Source organism: Duganella sp. HH101 (assembly GCF_001758795.1).
Classification (GTDB): Bacteria; Pseudomonadota; Gammaproteobacteria; order Burkholderiales; family Burkholderiaceae_D; genus Rugamonas; species Rugamonas rivuli.
Genome location: NZ_LRON01000003.1, coordinates 414,815 through 432,551, shown reverse-complemented (window position 1 = coordinate 432,551; position 17,737 = coordinate 414,815). Strand labels below are relative to the sequence as shown.

Annotated in this window: 15 protein-coding genes; 11 read left to right on the top strand and 4 right to left on the bottom strand. The window is 66.6% G+C overall.

The features are described 5' to 3' along the window. Positions 1-20: 20 nt before the first annotated feature. From DUGA2_RS07135 to DUGA2_RS07115, 5 genes are all read left to right on the top strand, one after another. Positions 21-713: a methyltransferase gene (locus tag DUGA2_RS07135; RefSeq protein WP_070268212.1), complete on the top strand. Its 693-nt coding sequence runs from the start codon at positions 21-23 to the stop codon at positions 711-713. Beyond that, entirely contained in the window at positions 710-1,972 is a 1,263-nt protein-coding gene (locus DUGA2_RS07130) for a sulfotransferase (RefSeq protein ID WP_070268211.1), read from the top strand. Before DUGA2_RS07135 ends, DUGA2_RS07130 begins: the two co-directional genes overlap by 4 nt. Beyond that, on the top strand, positions 1,969-2,787 hold the full coding sequence (locus DUGA2_RS07125) for an arginase family protein (RefSeq protein WP_070268396.1): 819 nt from the start codon (positions 1,969-1,971) through the stop codon (positions 2,785-2,787). Before DUGA2_RS07130 ends, DUGA2_RS07125 begins: the two co-directional genes overlap by 4 nt. 165 nt (positions 2,788-2,952) lie before the next feature. After that, positions 2,953-3,378 carry an organic hydroperoxide resistance protein gene (locus DUGA2_RS07120; protein WP_008443571.1) on the top strand — a complete coding sequence of 142 codons (426 nt, stop codon included), beginning with the start codon at positions 2,953-2,955 and terminating at the stop codon, positions 3,376-3,378. Between the two features lie 93 nt (positions 3,379-3,471). Further along, positions 3,472-3,924 (top strand): GNAT family N-acetyltransferase, encoded by a 453-nt coding sequence (locus tag DUGA2_RS07115; RefSeq protein ID WP_070268209.1) that lies wholly within the window; start codon positions 3,472-3,474, stop codon positions 3,922-3,924. A 10-nt stretch (positions 3,925-3,934) separates the two neighbouring features. On the opposite strand, the gene DUGA2_RS34390 is transcribed toward DUGA2_RS07115, so the two are convergent. Beyond that, on the bottom strand, positions 3,935-4,675 hold the full coding sequence (locus tag DUGA2_RS34390) for a PAS domain-containing sensor histidine kinase (protein ID WP_229214616.1): 741 nt from the start codon (positions 4,673-4,675) through the stop codon (positions 3,935-3,937). On the opposite strand from DUGA2_RS34390, the gene DUGA2_RS34385 reads away from it, so the two are divergent. After that, positions 4,674-5,210 carry a hypothetical protein gene (locus DUGA2_RS34385; protein ID WP_229214615.1) on the top strand — a complete coding sequence of 179 codons (537 nt, stop codon included), beginning with the start codon at positions 4,674-4,676 and terminating at the stop codon, positions 5,208-5,210. The two genes, DUGA2_RS34390 and DUGA2_RS34385, sit on opposite strands and share 2 nt — an antisense overlap. Here the strand turns inward: DUGA2_RS34385 and DUGA2_RS07105 are convergent. Continuing rightward, positions 5,164-6,546 carry a sigma-54 dependent transcriptional regulator gene (locus tag DUGA2_RS07105; RefSeq protein WP_070268208.1) on the bottom strand — a complete coding sequence of 461 codons (1,383 nt, stop codon included), beginning with the start codon at positions 6,544-6,546 and terminating at the stop codon, positions 5,164-5,166. The two genes, DUGA2_RS34385 and DUGA2_RS07105, sit on opposite strands and share 47 nt — an antisense overlap. 191 nt (positions 6,547-6,737) lie before the next feature. Between DUGA2_RS07105 and DUGA2_RS07100 the strand changes: the two genes are divergently transcribed. From DUGA2_RS07100 to DUGA2_RS07085, 4 genes are read left to right on the top strand one after another with little or no spacing between them, the layout of a single operon-like run. Then, the gene (locus DUGA2_RS07100; protein ID WP_229214614.1) at positions 6,738-8,042 is read left to right on the top strand and encodes an efflux RND transporter periplasmic adaptor subunit; all 1,305 of its coding nucleotides are present in this window, start codon (positions 6,738-6,740) and stop codon (positions 8,040-8,042) included. 31 nt (positions 8,043-8,073) lie between these two features. Then, on the top strand, positions 8,074-8,754 hold the full coding sequence (locus tag DUGA2_RS07095; RefSeq protein WP_070268205.1) for an ABC transporter ATP-binding protein: 681 nt from the start codon (positions 8,074-8,076) through the stop codon (positions 8,752-8,754). Between the two features lie 18 nt (positions 8,755-8,772). Next, positions 8,773-11,163, top strand: a complete 2,391-nt coding sequence (locus DUGA2_RS07090; RefSeq protein WP_070268203.1) for an ABC transporter permease — start codon at positions 8,773-8,775, stop codon at positions 11,161-11,163. A 14-nt stretch (positions 11,164-11,177) separates the two neighbouring features. Next, complete coding sequence (locus DUGA2_RS07085; RefSeq protein WP_070268202.1) at positions 11,178-13,625, top strand: ABC transporter permease; 2,448 nt, start codon at positions 11,178-11,180, stop codon at positions 13,623-13,625. A gap of 58 nt (positions 13,626-13,683) precedes the next feature. Here the strand turns inward: DUGA2_RS07085 and DUGA2_RS07080 are convergent, their stop codons facing one another. Then, positions 13,684-14,547 (bottom strand): FKBP-type peptidyl-prolyl cis-trans isomerase, encoded by an 864-nt coding sequence (locus DUGA2_RS07080; RefSeq protein ID WP_070268200.1) that lies wholly within the window; start codon positions 14,545-14,547, stop codon positions 13,684-13,686. A 128-nt stretch (positions 14,548-14,675) separates the two neighbouring features. Continuing rightward, positions 14,676-16,556, bottom strand: a complete 1,881-nt coding sequence (locus DUGA2_RS07075; protein ID WP_070268198.1) for a potassium transporter Kup — start codon at positions 16,554-16,556, stop codon at positions 14,676-14,678. A gap of 227 nt (positions 16,557-16,783) precedes the next feature. On the opposite strand from DUGA2_RS07075, the gene rarD reads away from it, so the two are divergent. Beyond that, the gene (gene rarD, locus DUGA2_RS07070) at positions 16,784-17,659 is read left to right on the top strand and encodes an EamA family transporter RarD (RefSeq protein WP_070268197.1); all 876 of its coding nucleotides are present in this window, start codon (positions 16,784-16,786) and stop codon (positions 17,657-17,659) included. Positions 17,660-17,737: the final 78 nt, after the last annotated feature.

Genomic DNA, 17,737 nt, shown 5'->3' with positions numbered 1-17,737 from the left:
TCATCCGATAGGTGATAGAAATGGACAATTCCCCAGGTAAGCATGCGCACATCGATCGCTGGCAAACCAACCGCCAGAAGGCTTTCAAGATAGTACCCGAGGATGGCAAGACGTTCCGCTATCTGGGCAAGGAGTTCCTCGTTTTCCCGAATACGTTCTGGCCCTACACGGACAGCCAGCCGCTGGTGCGCAGCCTGCGCGTACCGAAAGGCGGCAGCGTGCTCGATGTCGGCACCGGCTCGGGCGTCATCGCGGTATTCGCCTGCTACGCCGGCGCCGCCCGCGTACTGGCCGTCGACATCAACCCGGCGGCACTGAAAAGCGCCCAGCACAACGCCGCGGCGCATGGCTTCGGCGAGACGATGGAAGTGCGCTATTCCTGTCTGTTCGACGGCATCGGCAATGAGCAGTTCGACGTCATCACCGCCAATCTCCCCTTCCGCAACAAGGAGGCGCACGACGTGGTCGCACGTTCGCAATGGGACACGGACTTCCGCACCAACACCCAGTTCTTCCAACAGGCAGGCAAGTATCTGAAACGGGATGGCCGCATCTATTTTGCCCACTCCAATTTCGGCGCGGTCAAGGAAGTGCGCAGGCTGGCCAAGGAAAATGGCTACAGCATGCGCCTGCTGGCACGCGCCAGCGCGGACGAAACAAAAGAATTCTACGGGTTTCTCATCCAGAGAATGCGTCCAGCCGCGCCCGTATGAACGATTTACTGCATTCCATTGTCAAGCTGCGCGCCGTGGACCCTGCGCCGTGGCGCAGCAAAGTACGGCGGGTAGTCGTCATACTGAGCAGCTCGCGCGCGGGGTCCAGCCTGATCAAGCAGCTGCTGGCGCAACATCCAGACATCGCCTCGCTCGACGGGGAAATGGAACCCTATCTGGCGCTCACGCAGAATGTGTTCGGGCCGCACTCCGACAGCGACGCCGTCGGCACGCTGATGCAGCCGGACGTATTGGCCGACAACCTCTTCGCCGAACTCAGCGTACCCAGCCCGGCGCTGCCGAGCCCGCAGCAATTGAAAATCCGCTGGCAACGGCGCCTGCTGCTGCAGTTCCCGCTGCTGTTCATCGAGCCGGCGCAGCGGCAAAACCTCAGCGATGCGCTCGACGAAGCCATGCTGTGTCTGCACCGGGATGGCGGCCAGCAGACGGACGAAGCGCTGCAACGCATGATACTGGCGACCGTGTTTCGCCATCAGGCATGGCGCATGAATTTTTATGATGGGCAGCCGCCGTCGCCGCTGCCCGGTTCCGGCCCGGGCGCCAGCGGCTACTACGACGAGCCTCTGAAGCTTGAAGAGCCGCCCTTCGTGCTGCCGCGCAGCTATCGCCGGCAGTTCACCACCGATGATGCCGCCAGCAAGATCCTGCTGTTCAAATCGCCGAGCGACGCCTACCGCATCGGCATCCACGAGCAGCTTTTTCCCCGGGCCGAGATCCAGTACATACACCTCAGCCGGGGCTATGCGCAGACGGTCAATGGATTGATGGATGGCTGGCTGTCGCCCACAGGTTACTTCTCGCACGACATGGCGCGCACCGGCGCCGCATTGCAGATACGCGCCTACTCCGACGCCACGCCGTTCGGCCAGCGCTGGTGGAAGTTCGACCTGCCGCCCAACTGGCGCCTGTTCACCCAAGCCGACCTGGGCGATGTCTGCCTGAACCAATGGCTGGCGGCCCATGAGGCGATCCTGGCCAGCCGCGTGCCGGTGCTGCGCCTGAGGTTCGAGGATTTCATGGGCCAGCCGGCGGTGCAGTTCCAGCGCATCGTCGCCTTGCTTGGCTTGTCCGGCCTGCCGCTGCCCAGCAGACTGCCCGTCACCATGGCCACCGAAGCCCCCAGGGCGCTGCGCTGGCGCAAGCGCGAACCGGCGTTGCTGGACATGGGCCGGCGCCAGCCGGTGCGGACGATGATGGAGCGGCTGGGCTACTCGATGAATCCGGACACATGGACATGAACAATCGCATGCTGGTGCCCTTCCTGCTCGGACAGCGTCGCGACGGCCTGCGCCGCGCGGCCGACCTCGACCGCCATGACTGGCACATACTGGACGTGCCCGAGTTCCGGGAAGCCACTGTGAACGACCCCAACGAAAAGTTGCACAGGATGGGCAGGATATACGCGGGCCTGGCGGAGCGGGCGGGCCAGATCGCCAGTGCCGGCAAGGTCCCGGTCAGCATCGCCGGCGACTGCATGTCCACGCTCGGCATGCTGGGCGGCCTGCAACGCAGCGGATGCGAACCGGACCGGATATTGTGGCTCGACGCCCACGGCGACTTCCATACCTGGGAAACCACGCAGACCAAATATCTTGGCGGCATGCCGCTGGCCGTGCTGGTGGGGCGCGGCGACCGCCGCAGGCAAGGCCGCGATGCGATCGGCGCGATGCTGGCGACCATCGGCGTCGCGCCCTTCCCCGAAGAGCGCGTGGTGCTGTCCGATGCGCGCGATCTCGATCCGGGCGAACTGGAAGCGGTGCGCAGCTCCGGCATCGTCTGCTGCGGCATCGACCGGATCGGCGAGCACCTGAAGCCCGGCGAGCGCCTGTACCTGCACTTCGACAGCGACGTCATGGATGCGGAAGCGGAAATGCCGGCCTTGAAATACCATGTCAAGGCGGGGCCGAGTTTCGCCGACATCGCGGCGCTGTTCCGCTCGCTGCGCGGACCGGGCATCATCGCGGTATCGGTGTCGGCCTGGCATGAGGAAAAAGACCACGACAACAAGGCGGCGCAGGCTTGCCTGGCGCTGCTGGACGAACTGGAGAGGTAAGCGCCGCGCAACCCATTAAAAATATTCTCAAAAATCGCTTGCTATTCAATAGCACACGATTTATAGTGTGGTCATGGGCGCTGCAAACAGTGCCGGATAGTAGTACAAAGTAGCTAGCGATTTAATAGTCAACTAAGTATTCTCACTCACTGAAAAGGAATTATCATGTCGATCCAACAAGTTCTGTACCGCGCAAACGCAAAAGCAACCGGTGGCCGCGAAGGCCGTGCCGTCTCCTCGGACGGCGTGCTCGACGCCAAACTGACCACCCCGAAAGAACTGGGCGGCGCCGGCGCCGTCGGCACCAACCCTGAGCAGCTGTTCGCCGCCGGCTACTCGGCATGCTTCCTGGGCGCGATGAAATTCGTCGGCGGCCGCGACAAGATCGCCGTACCGGCTGACGTGTCGGTCGAAGGCACCGTCGGCATCGGTCCTATTCCTACCGGTTTCGGCATCGAAGTCGAACTGAAAATCTCGCTGCCAGGCCTGGACCGCGCCGAAGCCGAGAAACTGGTCGCCGCCGCCCACATCGTGTGCCCATACTCGAACGCCACCCGCGGCAACATCGACGTGACCCTGACCATCGTTTAAACGATACGGTCCTCCCGCCAAAGGCCGGCGCCCTCCAAGGCGCCGGCCTTTTTTCACATACAATCGATGTTTTGAACCGCACCGGGACACGCAATGATTGAGTGGCAATGGCTGGCCTTTGAAGACATCCCCCGCCAGGACTGGTACGAAGTACTGCTGCAGCGCCAGCAGGTATTCATCCTGGAGCAGACCTGCTTGTACCCCGACATCGACGGCGCCGATCCGCAATGCCATCACCTGATGGCGTGGCGCGAGATCGGCGGCAAGCGCACGCTGGCTGCGTATCTGCGCTGCGTGCCGCCGGGCGTGAAGTTCGATGAGATGTCGCTCGGCCGCGTGCTGACCACGCAGGCCGCGCGCGGCAGCGGCATCGGCCGCGAGCTGCTGGCCAAGGCGATTCCGCTGGCCGAGGCGCTGCATCCGGGCCACGCCTTCCGCATCGGCGCGCAAGCCCACCTGGAAAAATTCTACGCCAGCTTCGGTTTCAAGACCGTGACCGAGCCTTACGACGAAGACGGCATCATGCACATCGATATGGTGCGATGAGGCCCGTGCGCTAGAACGTCAACGTGAAGCGCGCGCCGGCGCTGACCGAGCGCGCATAACGCACCGTGCCACCGTTGGCGTGCACCAGGTGCCGCACCATCGCCAGGCCTATGCCCCGGCCCTGCTTCTTGGTCGAGAAGAAGGGCGTGAAGATGTGCGCGGCCAGCGCCTCCGGCACGCCGGGGCCGTTGTCCGACACTTCGATGCGCAGGCGGCCACCCCGGCTCAGGCGAGCGCGCACCTGCGCCTCCGGGGCCTTGCCGGTGATGGCTTCGGCCGCGTTCTTCAGCAGGTTGATGAGCGCCTGCTCCAGCTGCCCCGGATCGATCATCACCGCCAGCGACGCCGGTTCCACCGAAAACACCACGCGCCCGCCCAGCGCCTGCCACTGCGGCGCGAGCAGCATGGACAGGCGCTCGAACAAGTCCTCCAGCGGCACGCGCTGCGGCTGCGCCTGCGCCACGGTCGACAGGCTGCGGTAGCTGCCGACAAAATCCACCAGGCTGGCGGCGCGGCGCGAGATCGCGTCCAGCGCGGTGCCCAGGTCGGCGTGGATGTCGGCCGGCAGGCCTTCCGCCGCTTCGTCCAGCAGGCCGCAGGCGGTGCGCGACAGCGAGGCGACCGGGGTCAGGGAATTCATGATCTCGTGGGTCAGCACCTGCACCAGCTCGCGCCAGGCGTTCAGCGCCTCGGCTTCCAGCTCGCTCTCCACCGGCATCACGGCCGCCAGGCGCTGGGCCACGCCCTGCATGGTCAGCGCGGCGACGGCGACCAGTGCGCGCTCGACGCCGCGTTCGGTGTCGAAGCTGATCAGCTGCCGCTGGCCGGCGGCCGGCGGCCTGCGCGGCCAGCAACTGGTGCAGATCCTGCGGCGCGCTGGCGCGGCCCGGCGCCAGCAGACGGCGCGCGCTGGCGTTCAACGGCGCCACCGCACCGGCACCGGCCGCATTCCCGATGCTGAACAGGGCCATGGGCGCATGTTCGAGGCGCGCTTCCAGTGCGAGCAAGGCGTCGGACAGTTCGCGGCCGGGGGATGGAGCGCTGGCCTGCGGCTCCATGCGCGGAGCACGGGGCGCCAGCGCGCGCAGGCATTGCCACAGCACGGTGGCGGGGACCAGCCCGGCCAGGCCGCACAGGACGATGCGGCGCGCTTCCGGCGCGGCGGACATCACGTCGGCAACGGCGGTCAGCGCCATCAGCGCGCCGACGCTGGCGACGGCGCCCAGCTTGAGGGCGCGTTCAGATGCCATGCTTGCCCAGCTTGCGGTACAGCGCCGCGCGGCTGATGCCCAGCGTCTTGGCGGCGTGGCTGATGTTGCCGTTGAATTGAGACAGTGCCGAGGCGATGGCTTCGCGCTCCAGCGCATCGAGCGTCATGTCGCCGGCAGCGGCGGCGCGTGCCGGGCTTGCAGTGCCAGGCAGTGCCCATACCTGCGCGGCGGCTTCATCGCCGTCGACGGCTACGCCGCTGCCGGGCAGGCCGAAATCGCTGAGCGCATAGTCGGCGCCCTGCCCCAGAATCACGGCCCGTTCGCAGGCATGGCGCAGCGCGCGCACATTGCCCGGCCATTCGTAGCGCAGCAGGCCATCCATCGCCGCCGCGCTCACTTCGCGCGCCGGCCGTTCGTACTGCAAGGCATAGTGCGTCAGGTAGTGCGACAGCAGCAGAGGAATATCTTCGCGCCGTTCGCGCAGCGGCGGCACGCGGATCACGATGGTGTTCAGGCGGAATAGCAAATCCGGGCGGAACACGGCGGGATCGAACAGGCGCGTCTCCTCCAGGTTGGTGGCGCTGATGATGCGCACATCGATGGCCTCCGGCTTGTCGGCGCCGATGGGCGTCACCTCGCGCCGTTCCAGCGCGGTCAGCAGCTTGGCCTGCGCGACCAGCGGCATGTTGCCGATTTCGTCGAGGAACAGCGAGCCGCCGCGCGCGGCCTGGAAGCGCCCCGCCCTGTCGGCCTTGGCGTCGGTGAACGAACCTTTGCGATGGCCGAACAACTCGCTCTCGAAAGTCGATTCCGGCAGCGCCCCCATGTCCACCGCCAGCAGCGTGCCGGCCGAGCGGCGCGACAGCGCGTGGATGGCGCGCGCCACCAGCTCCTTGCCGACGCCGTTCTCGCCCAGCACCATCACATTCGCTTCGGTCGGCGCCACGCCTGCGATCAGGGCCTTCAGCTCGCGCATCGCCGCCGATTCGCCCATCAGGTCCGGCGCAGCAGCGGCCGGTCCGCGCAGGGCGGCGCGGCGCGCCAGCGCCTGGTCGATGGCGGCCACCAGCCGCGCGTTGTCCCAGGGCTTGGTGATGAAGTCTCCCGCGCCGCGCTTCAGCGCTTCCACCGCCAGCGGCACGTCGGCGTAGGCGGTCATGGCGATCACCGCCGGCGGCTGCGCCTGCGCGCGCAGCAGGTCGAGCAGCGCCAGGCCTTCGGCGCCGTCGATGAAGCCGGGCGTGAAGTTCAGGTCCAGCAGCACCACGTCGGGCACGCCCTGCGCCAGCAAGGCCGGCAGGCCGGCCGGGTCGCACAGCGTGGCGACCTTGCCATAGCGCCGCCGCAGCAGCAACTGGGCGGCAGTGGCGACATCGGCGTCATCATCGAGTATCAGTACATAGGCGGACATGCAGGCATTCTAGCAGCCGCCAACCGGCTTGGGACCGGCCCTCGGTCCGCGCTCCGCCCACGTTCGCCGCAAGTGTTCAGTTCCGAACATCGGCCACTGTTCATAAGCGGACACCTGGTGGACGACGCGGCCCGTATCGCCCGTCAAACCGGGCGATACGGGCATGGCACGGGCTTTGCTGTATGGCTGGCATGCACATCAAAAAAAATTTCGGCTCCCCTCCTTCTCCCCTGCCGTCCAGCGGCGCTGCGATGGACGTGGTGGTGCCCCGCAAACGCGGCAAGGCCATCGCCATCGGCGTGGCGGCCACGCTGGCCGTGGCGGCGGCCGGCTACGGGCTGTGGGCATGGATGCCGCGCGGCCTGCAGGTGGATGGCGCGGAGCTGCGCATCGGCCAGGCCACGCCCGGCATCTTCGTCGACGAAATCGTCGTGCGCGCCAATGCGGAGCCGCTCAATTCGGTGATACTCGACTCGGTCGAATCGGGCCGCGTCGAGGAAGTCTTCGCCATCGACGGCACGCTGGTGAAAAACGGACAGCTGCTGTTCCGCATCTCCAACCCGCAGCGCAACCTGGAACTGCTGGCGCGGCAGTCGGAGCACGCGGTCAGCATCTTCAACCTGTCCAACCTGCGCGTGGCGCAGGAAGCCAGCGCCAGCGACCACCAGCGGCGGCGCGAAGACCTCCAGTACGCGCTGGAACAGGTACGCAAGCAGCACGAGCGCAACGTCAGGCTGGCGGCGCAGGGCTACATCTCCGCCGTCGCGCTGGAGGAATCGGCGGACAAGCTGCAGCAGCAGCGCCGCCTGCTGGCGCAGGAGGAGCGCGCCACCGGCACCGAGGAAAACGTGCGCCGCAACGCCGCCCAACAGCTGGAATCGGCCATCGAAGGCCTGAACTCCGGCCTGAAGCTGGTCTCGGCCACGGTCGACGCGCTGGCCGTGCGGGCGCCGGTCGAAGGCCGCTTGACCAACTTCCGCCTGCAAGTGGGCGAATCGATCAGCACCGGCAAGAACATCGGCCGCATCGACGATCCGGCGCGCTTCAAGCTCTCCGCCAGCGTCGACGAGTACTACCTGAACCGCATGGCGGTGGGCCGCCACGGCAGCGTCAAGCAGGAGGAGCGCAGCTACGCGGTCGACATCCGCACCATCTACCCGCAGATCAAGGACGGCCGCTTCACGGTCGAACTGGTGTTCACCGGCGGCCAGCCGCCGGTGCTCAACCCCGGCCAGAGCCTGGACGCGCGCATCACGCTGGGCGAGCCGGCCAAGGCGCTGCTGCTGCCGAACGGCGCCTTCATCAACGACAGCGGCGGCGCCTGGGTCTATGTGCTCGACGCCGGCGGCCGCACGGCGCAGCGCCGCGCGGTGCGCATCGGCCGCCGCAACAACAGCCAGCTGGAAGTGCTGGACGGGCTGGCCGCAGGCGACAAGGTGCTGTTGTCCAGCTACGCGGCCTACGGAAATTCACCACGACTGCAAATTACGCAGTAAATTCTCACCACTATCATTAAAGGCGCACCCCATGCTCAAACTCGTCGGCATCAGCAAAATCCACCAGGCAGGAGAAATCCAGACCACGGCCCTGGACCGCATCGACCTGGAGATCGAAGCGGGCGAATACGTCGCCATCACCGGACCATCCGGCTGCGGCAAGTCGACCCTGCTGGGCATACTGGGCTTGCTGGATGTGCCCAACCACGGCGAGTACTGGTTCGAAGGCCAGAACGTGGCCGGCTGGAGCGAATCGAAACTGAACCAGCTGCGGCGCGGCCGCATCGGCTTCATCTTCCAGAGCTTCAACCTGATCGAAGAACTGACCGTCTTCGAGAACGTCGAACTGGCGCTGGAGTACAACGGCACACCGGCGCGCGAACGGCGCGAGCGCGTCACCGCGATGCTCAACAAACTGGGCGTGGGCCACCGCGCTTCGCACCGTCCTTCGCAACTGTCGGGCGGCCAGCAGCAGCGCGTGGCCATCGCGCGCGCGCTGGTGGCCGGCCCCGCCGTCCTGCTGGCCGACGAGCCGACCGGTAATCTGGACACGGCGCACGGCGACGAGGTCATGCGCCTGCTGCGCGAGATCAACGCCGAAGGCACCACCGTGGTCATGGTCACGCACTCGCCGGACCACGCCGCGCAGGCTTCGCGCACATTGAATCTGCTGGACGGCCGCATCATGGTCGACGTACTGCAAGCCGCTTAAAGCGTCAGGATCATTCACATGAACCTGCGCGACTTTCGCATAGGCTGGCGGCTGCTGTTGCAGCAGCCGGCCTACTCCGCCGTGGTGATAGGCGGTCTCGCCATCGGCTTCGCCGCCTGCTTTCTGCTGTTCGGCTTCGTCGATTTCTGCATCAACTTCAACAGCGCCATTCCCGACAACGACCGCGTGGTCGTCGTCAAGCAGCGCATCAACGTCTTCCCCCGGCCGGAATGGCAGGCATGGGCCTTCATGCCCTTACGCGATGTGGCGCTTGCCAGCGGCATGGTGTCGGAGGCCAGTATCGCCAAGCCGCTCGAAGTGCCGCTGGGCGTCGGCGGCGAGCTGCGTGCGGTGGACCTGCAGGTGGTCGATCCCGCTTTCGCCACCATGTTCGGCATCGCCGAGTTGCAGGGCGAGCTGGCTGCGGCGCTGGCCCGGCCGGACGGCCTGGCGCTGACGCGCGCCGGTGCACAGAAGCTGTTCGGCTCATCGCCCGCGATCGGCCAGACCGTCAGGATCGACGGCACCGTATTGCAGGTAAGAGCCCTGCTGCCCAATCCCCCGGCAAACAGCAGCCAGCAGTACGAGGCGCTGATCGGCACCGCCAGCAGCGCCTGGCCTGAACGCGAGACCGCGATCAGCAAATGGGGGCGCGGCACCGTCTACATGAAACTCAAACCCGGCGCATCGATGGCGGAATTGACCGCGCTGCTGCAGCAGGCCAGCGAAAAGTCGCCGATCAACCAGCGCGTCAAGACTGGCCCGATGGGCAAAGGCCTGAACGGGCGCAACGTCGCCGATATCAGCCTGCTGCCGCTGCGCGACGTCTACTTCGATGAAGGCCTGGCGAACAGCCGCGCCGGCGAAAACTACGGTCAGCGCGGCAGCGTGTTCGGGATGGCGGCGGCGGGCCTGCTGGTCCTGCTGCTGGCGGCGATCAACTACGTCAACCTGGCCACGGTGCGCACCCTGCGCCGCCAGCGCGAGATCGGCATCCGCAAGCTGCTGGGCGCCGGCGCGGCGCGGCTGGTGCGCCAGTTCCTCAGCGAGGCGGCGTTGACCTCGGTGCTGGCCGCAGCCGCCGGCCTGGTGCTGGCCTGGCTGCTGCTGCCGACCTTCGCCGATCTGGTGAACCGTCCGCTCGGTGGCACGTTCACGCCCTTGCGCTGCGTAATCGCGCTGGCGTTCGGTTTGTTCATCGGCGTATGCGCCGGCGCCTATCCCGCATGGCTGGCGCAGCATGCCTTGCCCGGCCCCGCGCTGGCGGGACGCGGCAACAGCGAAACCGCAGCCGGCCTGTGGGTGCGGCGCGTGCTGACCGTGGTGCAGTTCTCCAGCGCGATGGCCTTGTCGGCGTCGGCGCTGGCGGTCGGCTGGCAGACCTGGTTCGCCATGCATGCGTCGCCTGGCTTCGATCCGGCACACCTGCTGGTATTGGATTTGCCGTCCAATAGCGAAGGCAAGCCGGAGGCCGAGGCCTTCATCGAACAACTGGGCAGGCTGCCGCGCGTGGAGGGCGTGGCGTCCATCTCGGAGGCCGTCGGCCGCGACGGCATGAAGCTGATCAATACCGTCACCACCAGGGACGGCCGCGAGATCCCGCTGGAAGGCAAGAACGTCAGCGCCAACTGGTTTGAAGTGAGCCGCCTGCAGCCATTGCACGGACGCCTGTACAACGCGGCGCAGGACGTCGGCTACGACAAAGCCCCGCGCGCCGTGGTCAACACCGCCGCCGCGCTGGCGTTGGGTTATGCCTCGCCGCAGGATGCGGTCGGAAAGGCGGTACCGGGCGGGATGGAGATCGTCGGCGTCGCGCCGGACGTGCGCTTCCAGGGTTTGCACCAGCCGTCGAAAGCGGTGGTCTATTTCGTGCGCCCCGGCGGCGTGCTGACGATACGCACCCGCGACAGCCTGGAAACGGCCTACACCGAAATCGAGCCGCTGTGGCGCCGCCACTTCCCCAACGCCATCATGGAAATGAAAACGCAGCAGGGCGTGCTGGAAGAACGCTATGCCACCGAGGCGCGCCTGATACGGATACTGACGACCACCAGCGTGATCGCCATCGCGCTGGCGGCGTTCGGCATCTATGTGCTGTCGGCCTACAGCGTGCAGCGCAGCCGGCGCGAGATCGTGATGCGCAAGCTGCACGGCGCCGGCCGCGTCGACATCGCACTGATGATGGGCCGCGAATTCTCGGCGCTGGTGGGCGCCGGCGCGCTGATCGGCCTGCCGCTGGCGGCGGTGGCCATCCAGCGCTACCTGGCGCACTACACCGAGCACGCGCCCATCGGCATCTGGACGCTGGTGGCGGCGCTGGCGATGGCGATGCTGGTGGCGCTGCTGGCCACGACCCGCCACACGGCAACGGCCCTGCGCATGTCGCCAGCGCTGGCACTGCGCGACTGAACCGGAGGACTAGAATGAAAACCAGCGACTTCCGCATTGGCTGGCGCCTGATGTTGCGCCAGCCCTTCCACGCCGCCGTGGAGATACTCGGGCTGGCGACGGGCTTCGCCGTCTGCTTCCTGCTGCTCGGCTTCGTGGCCTACTCGTTCAGCTACGACAGCGACGTGCCGCAGCGCGAGCGCGTATTCCTCATCAAGCACCGCCTGAACTTCATTCCGCAACCGCAATGGATGGAGTACACCCCGTTCGCCCTGCGTGAAGTGGCCCTGCGCAGCGGGGTGGCGCTGGAGGCCAGCGCCTGGTGGCCGCGCCGGACCACGCTGCAACTGCAGGGGCGCGCGCAGGAACTGGAGGTGACGGCGGTCGATCCGGCGTTCCAGTCCATCAGCGGCCTGCAAGCGCTGGCCGGCGACCTGCGTGCGGCGCTGTCCCAACCCGACGGCCTGGCCGTGACGCGGCAGACCGCGCGGCGCCTGTTCGGCGACGCCGAGCCGCTGGGGCGCACCATCGAGATCAATCGCCAGGCGCTGCAGGTGCGCGCGGTGCTGGCGGACCGGCCGGCCAACAGCACGCTGCAGTTCAACGCGCTGGTCGGCGTGGGCAGCGCGCTATGGCCGCAGAAGGAGCGCGAGGACGCGCTGTCCAACTGGATGGGCATCGGCGGGCGCATCTACGTCAAGACCGCTCCCGGCGTCAGCCCGCAAGCCTTGCAGCGGGTGCTGCAGGACGCCATCGACCGCGCGCCATGGGCCGACATCGCGACGCCGGAAATGAAGGCGGCGCTGGGCCAGCGCAAGATGGTCGATATCGGCCTGGGCCCGCTGGCCGACGCCTACTTCGACCGCAGCGTCGCCAACACCATGGGCACCGGCCCGCGCGGCGACCTGCGCGTGGTGCTGGCGCTCGGCGCCACCGGCTTGCTGGTACTGTTCCTCGCGGTGGTCAACTACGTCAACCTGGCGACGGTGCGCAGCGTGCGCCGCCAGCGCGAGATCGCCGTACGCCGTGTGCTCGGCGCCAGCACCCATCAGCTGCTGACGCAGTTCATGGCCGAGGCCATGCTGCTGTCGGTGGCCGCCGCCGCGCTGGGCGTGCTGCTGGCGTGGCTGCTGCTGCCGCTGGCGTCCGACCTGCTGGAGCGCCGCCTCGACGGCATGTTCACGCCGTTGACGATCGGCCTGTGCCTGCTGTCCGGCGCCCTGGCTGGCGCGGCGGCCGGCGTCTATCCGGGCTGGCTGGCGCGCGGCGTCGACATGGGCGGCACGCTGGCCCACCGCAGCGGCGAAACCGCAGGCGGCGCCTGGCTGCGCCGCAGCTTGACGGCGGTGCAGTTCGGCGTCGCCATGAGCATGGGCAGCGTGGCGCTGGCGATCCTGTGGCAAACGCAGTTCGCCGCAGCGGCGCCGCCCGGCTTCGATCCCGCGCCCTTGCTGGTGGTGGAGATGAAGGACAACCTGCGCGACAGCCCCGCCGCCCGTTCGCTGCGCGACGCCATCGCGCAACTGCCCGGCGTGGCCGGCGTGGCGGACAGCCGCGACGTGCCGGGCCGCGACGACGGCACCGGCACCCACGGCAGCACCACGGTCAAGCGCGTGGACGGCACCAGTGCGTCGTTGGGCGTGCATTTTGTCGGCGCGGATTTCTTCAACGTCTATGGACTCAAGCCAGTGGCCGGACGCCTGTTCGATCCGCGCATCGAGACAGCGCCTGGCGATGGCGACGGCGAGCAGAACGTGGTGCTCAACCAGGCGGCGGTGCAGGCGCTGGGCTGGCCGTCCGCGCAGCAAGCCGTCGGCCAGCGCATCGGCGGCACGCAGTTCCGCATCGCCGGCGTGGCGCCGGACGTGCGCTGGGAAACGCTGCGCGATCCGGTGCGGCCGACCATGTACCAGATCGCGCGCGACAATCAGCTGCTGACCGTGCGCATGGGCGCTGCGGGCACACCTGGCGCCCGCAGCCGGGCCGCGCTGGAGCAGGACATCGCCACGGCATGGAGCCGCTACTTCCCCGCCGGCGAGCCGGTGATACGCGGCGGGGGCAGCTACTACGCGCAGGCTTATGCCGACGACGTGCGCATGGCCAGGCTGCTGGGCTGCGCCACGGCGGTGGTGTTCGCGCTGGCGGCTTTCGGCATGTACGTGCTGGCGGCGCACAGCGTGCAGCGGCGTTCGCGCGAGATCGTGCTGCGCAAGCTGCACGGCGCCGGCAATGCCGCGATTGCGGCGCTGGTCAGCCGCGAGTTCGTGCTGTTGACGGCGGTGGCCGGCGCGGTGGGGCTGCCCCTGGCCTGGATCGCCATCGAACGCTATCTGGCAGGCTACACCGCGCGCACGCCGCTGGGCGGCTGGGCGCCGGCGGCGGCGCTGGCGTTCGCGCTGCTGGTGGTGGCGGCCGCCACGCTGCGCCACACGTTGACGGCGATGCGCATCGCCCCCGCACAGGTGCTGCGCGACCAGGCCTAGCGAAACGGTGACGAAAAAAAAGCAGCCGAGGGCTGCTTTTTTAATGCGTGAACCGTTTTTATTTGATGCTTACCAGCTCGATATCGAAGATCAGCGTGGAGTTGGGAGGGATGGTCGCCGTTCCAGCCGCCTTGTACGCCAGCTCAGGCGGAACGAACAGGGTGCGCTTGCCGCCCACCTTCATGCCTGGAATGCCCTGGACCCAGCCGGCGATCACGCCGGTGGTGGTCGCGGTGCCTTCGACCAGAGGAAACTCGCGCGCCGTCGAGCCGACCGTCGTATCCTTGACCGCGCCACGGAAGTCCCCGCGGGTGCCATCGTACAGGTACAGCGTGTAGTTCGCGGTGATCGTCTGGCCGGCAGCGACCGTGGCGCCGGTGCCGATCACGGTATCCTTGATTTGCAGCGTGGTCGGCGGAGGCACGACCACCGGCGGTACGCTCGGCTTGACGACATCGATCAGCTCAATATCGTAGACCAGCGGCGAATTGGCTTCAATCGGCTGGTAGGTAAAGCCGGTCAGTTTCACTGCATCGCGCGCAGTGGCGCCATACGCCAAATTGGCCGGGAGGATGGCGGTGCGCTTGGCGCCCACCTTCATGCCGACGATGGTCTGGTCCCAGCCCGTTATCACGGTGCCCACGCCGACCACGAACGGCGTGGCAGGCTTGCCGGTATCGACCGAGCTTTCCACTTTGTCGCCCTTGAAATCGGCCTTGGCCGGGTTGTACAGGTAGCCGACGAAGTTGATCACCACCAGATCGCCCGTCGCAGCCTGGGTGCCGGTGCCGGCCAGGGTCTCGGTCACTTTGAATGCCGGTTGCGGCTTCACTTCCGCCGCAGTGTTTTTCGCACCGCCGCCGCAGGCCGTCAGGGCCGCTACGCAGGCAACGGCAGCAATAAATTGGAACATCGATTTCATGATTACCTTTGATGAGTGTTCGTATTGGGGCGCTGGCGCGCGCGCATTCGGAGCAGAAGTTTAGCAGACCTCGCAGCTTCCGCTCCATGCACTACATTCGGTTACATCTTTTAGCACCGCCCGTGTGCTTAAATTTCCACCTGCGTACCCAGCTCGATCACGCGGTTGGTGGGGATCTGGTAGTAGTCGGCGGCGCCGCGCGCATTGCGCGACATCGTCACAAACAGATGCTCGCGCCAGGTCGCCATGCCGGCGCCCGGGGTCGAGATCACCGTCTGGCGGGCGATGAAGAAGGAGGTCTCCATCATCTCGAACGGCAGGCCGAGGCAGTCGCACAAGGCCAGCGCGCGCGGGATGTCCGGTTCGTCCTTGAAGCCGTAGTAGACGTTGAGCTGGTAGCACTGGTGGCCCAGGTCCGTGACCTTGACCTGCTCGGCCTCGGGAACGTAGGGCTCTTCCACCACATGCACCGTGAAGAACACCACGCGTTCATGCAGCACCTTGTTGTGCGACAGGTTGTGCAGCAGCGCATGCGGCACGCCGTCGCTCTCGCCGCGCAGGAAGATGGCGGTGCCGTAGACGCGCGTCGGCGGCGCCACGAACAGCGAGGACAGGAAGTCCTCCAGCGGAATCGCATGCTTCTGCAGGTTCTGGAACACCAGCTCGCGGCCGCGCTTCCAGGTCAGCATGATGGTGAACAGCACGGCGCCGAGCAGCAGCGGGAACCAGCCGCCGTGGAACAGCTTGAGCGTGCTGGCCGAGAACAGCATGATGTCCATGATGATGAAGAAGCCGGTGGCGGCCAGGCACAGGGCCAGCGGCATGTGCCAGCGGTAGCGGGTGACGAAGAAGGTCAGGAAGGTGGTGGCCAGCATGGTCGCCGTCACCGCGATGCCGTAGGCGCCGGCCAGCTTGTCCGACGAACCGAAGCCCACCACGGCCAGCAGCACCACCGCCAGCTGCAGCCAGTTGACGGCCGGGATGTAGATCTGGCCGATTTCACGCTCGGACGTGTGCACCACGCGCATGCGCGGCAGCAGCCCCAGTGCGATGGCCTGCTTGGTCATCGAGAAGGTGCCGGAAATTGTGGCCTGCGAGGCGATCACCGTCGCCATCGTCGACAGCACCACCAGCGGGTAGACGCTCCACGCGCCCAGTTGCTGGAAGAAGGGATTGGAGATCGCTTCCGGATGCACCAGCAGCAGCGCGCCCTGGCCCAGGTAGTTCAGCGCCAGCGCGGGGAACACCACCAGGAACCAGGCGGCGCGGATCGGCTTCTTGCCGAAGTGGCCCATGTCGGCGTACAGCGCCTCGGCGCCGGTGAAGGCCAGCACCACGGCGCCCAGCGCGACGAAGGCGATCATGCGGTTCTGGATCATGAAGCGGAAGGCGTTCCACGGATTGAGCGCCCACAGGATCTGCGGCGCTTCGATGATGTTGATCAGGCCCATGACGGCCAGCGCGGCGAACCAGATCACCATCACCGGGCCGAACAGGCGGCCGATGCCGGCCGTGCCGTGGCGCTGCACCGCGTACAGCGTGACCAGCACGATGATGGTCAGCGGCACGATGTACTGTTCCAGGCCGGGCGCGGCCACTTCCAGGCCCTCCATCGCACTCAGCACCGAGATGGCGGGCGTGATGACGCTGTCGCCATAGAACATGGTGGCGCCGAACACGCCCAGCAGCATCAGCGGATAATGCCAGCGCGGCGCGGCCTTGCTGACCGAATTGAGCACCAGCGCCATCAGCGCCATGATGCCGCCCTCGCCGCGGTTGTCGGCGCGCAGCACCAGCGTGACGTATTTGAGCGAGACGATCATCGTCAGGCCCCAGAAAATCAGCGAAATGATGCCCAGCAGGTTGAACTCGCTCAGCGCCAGGCCGTGCTCGGGGTCGAAGATGGTCTTGAGGGTGTAGAGGGGACTGGTACCGATATCGCCGTAAACGATGCCTACCGCAGCCAGCGTCAGGGCGACGAGGCTGCTTTTCTTATGTTGCTCGGTCAAGATTGCACCTGTTGTTGTTTTGGTGCATTGCACAATAGGATAACTATTTGCAAAAGGCAAGGAGATTTTCGCATGGAATAGGATTCCAAATTTTCAATATCGCCAGTGTACGCCGCTGCGGCCTGAAGCGCGAGTTCGGCGGTCGGCCGTGCGGCGGGCCCGGCAGCGGCGGCCCGTCATTTCGGCGATAATGGCAGACCTTGCCCTCGTCCCCGCCGTCCGCCCTCATGAACACAGGTATTATTTACGCCACATTCGCGTTCTTCTGCTGGGGCCTGTTCCCGCTGTACTTCCACGCCATCGGCGAGGTGCCGGCGCTGGAAATCCTGGCCCACCGCATGCTGTGGTCGCTGCTGTTCCTGGGCCTGGTGCTGACGGCCCGCCAGCAATGGAAATGGCTGCCGCAAGTACTGCGCAAGCCGCGCGTGCTGGCCAGCTTTGTCGCCAGTTCGCTGCTGTTGACGGCCAACTGGTTCGTCTACATCTGGTCGGTCAACAACGGCCACGTCATCGACGCCAGCCTCGGCTACTTCATCAATCCGCTGATCAACGTGCTGCTCGGGCTGCTGGTGCTGAAGGAAAAACTGCGGCGCGGCCAGTGGCTGGCCATCGGCGTGGCCGCCAGCGGCGTGCTGTGGCTGACCTGGTCGGCCGGCCAGCTGCCGTGGATTGCCTTAATTTTGGGCATCACCTTCGGCGGCTACGGCCTGCTGCGCAAGACGGCGGCGCTGGCGGCGCTGGAGGGCTTGTCGCTGGAAACCATGCTGCTGTTCCCGCTGGCGCTGGCCTATGTGCTGTGGCTGACCCTGCACGGCCAGAACACCTTCCTCAACACGCCCTACGACAGCACCCGCTGGCTGCTGGCGGCGGCCGGGCCGATCACCGCGATCCCGCTGGTGATGTTCGCGGCCGGCGCGCGCAAGATACCGATGTCGGTGCTGGGCCTGCTGCAATACCTGTCGCCCACCATGCAGGCGCTGCTGGGCGTGTGGGTGTTCCATGAAACCTTCCCGCAGGCGCGGCTGATCGGCTTCGTCATCATCTGGGCCGCGCTGGCGCTGTACGTGGCCGAGGGCCTGTGGATGAGCAAACGCGCTAAATAGTGGGCGGGCGGCTGGATTTATCGTATCCTGTCGTCCTTCCTTGCATTTCTACGCAATTCAAAAATTCTGACTGAGATT